Annotated in this window: 1 rRNA gene; it reads left to right on the top strand. The window is 51.0% G+C overall.

From position 1 onward, the window contains the following. The first annotated feature begins 187 nt into the window (after positions 1 to 187). A 16S ribosomal RNA gene (locus I4V53_RS13780) occupies positions 188 to 1,702 on the top strand. Positions 1,703 to 1,803 lie beyond the last annotated feature (101 nt).

Raw genomic sequence — 1,803 nt, forward strand, 5'->3', positions numbered from 1 at the left:
AAAGAAAAGAAGAACCCGTAATGACTTTGAGAGAAAAGCCCGCTTGAAAGAGCGGGAAGTACTTTCGGACGAAGGTTTGTCGGAACCATAAACCGACAAAAATACACGTTAGTGTATCGTATTTAGAGCTTTTCAAAAGACTCTGAAGTATGATTTAAACGCTTCTTCGGGAGCGATTAAATACAATATTTTAGAGAGTTTGATCCTGGCTCAGGACGAACGCTGGCGGCGTGCCTAACACATGCAAGTCGAACGGAGTCAGAAGAGCTTGCTCTTCTGACTTAGTGGCGGACGGGTGAGTAACGCGTGAGTAACCTGCCTTTCAGAGGGGGATAACGTTCTGAAAAGAACGCTAATACCGCATGACATCATAGTACCGCATGGTATAGTGATCAAAGGAGCAATCCGCTGAAAGATGGACTCGCGTCCGATTAGCTAGTTGGTGAGGTAAAGGCCCACCAAGGCGACGATCGGTAGCCGGACTGAGAGGTTGAACGGCCACATTGGGACTGAGACACGGCCCAGACTCCTACGGGAGGCAGCAGTGGGGGATATTGCACAATGGGGGAAACCCTGATGCAGCAACGCCGCGTGAAGGAAGAAGGTCTTCGGATTGTAAACTTCTGTCCTATGGGAAGATAATGACGGTACCATAGGAGGAAGCTCCGGCTAACTACGTGCCAGCAGCCGCGGTAATACGTAGGGAGCAAGCGTTGTCCGGATTTACTGGGTGTAAAGGGTGCGTAGGCGGATCTGCAAGTCAGTAGTGAAATCCCGGGGCTTAACCCCGGAACTGCTATTGAAACTGTGGGTCTTGAGTGAGGTAGAGGCAGGCGGAATTCCCGGTGTAGCGGTGAAATGCGTAGAGATCGGGAGGAACACCAGTGGCGAAGGCGGCCTGCTGGGCCTTAACTGACGCTGAGGCACGAAAGCATGGGTAGCAAACAGGATTAGATACCCTGGTAGTCCATGCCGTAAACGATGATTACTAGGTGTGGGTGGTCTGACCCCATCCGTGCCGGAGTTAACACAATAAGTAATCCACCTGGGGAGTACGGCCGCAAGGTTGAAACTCAAAGGAATTGACGGGGGCCCGCACAAGCAGTGGAGTATGTGGTTTAATTCGAAGCAACGCGAAGAACCTTACCAGGTCTTGACATCCTACTAACGAGATAGAGATATGTTAGGTGCCCTTCGGGGAAAGTAGAGACAGGTGGTGCATGGTTGTCGTCAGCTCGTGTCGTGAGATGTTGGGTTAAGTCCCGCAACGAGCGCAACCCTTGCTATTAGTTGCTACGCAAGAGCACTCTAATAGGACTGCCGTTGACAAAACGGAGGAAGGTGGGGACGACGTCAAATCATCATGCCCCTTATGACCTGGGCTACACACGTACTACAATGGTCGTTAACAGAGAGAAGCAATACTGCGAAGTGGAGCAAAACTCTAAAAACGGTCTCAGTTCGGATTGTAGGCTGCAACCCGCCTACATGAAGTTGGAATTGCTAGTAATCGCGGATCAGCATGCCGCGGTGAATACGTTCCCGGGCCTTGTACACACCGCCCGTCACACCATGGGAGCCGGTAATACCCGAAGTCAGTAGTCTAACCGCAAGGGGGACGCTGCCGAAGGTAGGATTGGCGACTGGGGTGAAGTCGTAACAAGGTAGCCGTATCGGAAGGTGCGGCTGGATCACCTCCTTTCTATGGAGACTTAACCAGATGAAACAAGCTGGTTTAACATCCAAGGTCAGGCATTACGGAACGGATTTTCTAAACGTTGTTTAATTTTGAAGGCCCTTTAG

The organism is Clostridium sp. D33t1_170424_F3 (genome assembly GCF_015667585.1).
In the GTDB taxonomy this organism is placed as follows: domain Bacteria; phylum Bacillota; class Clostridia; order Oscillospirales; family Acutalibacteraceae; genus Anaeromassilibacillus.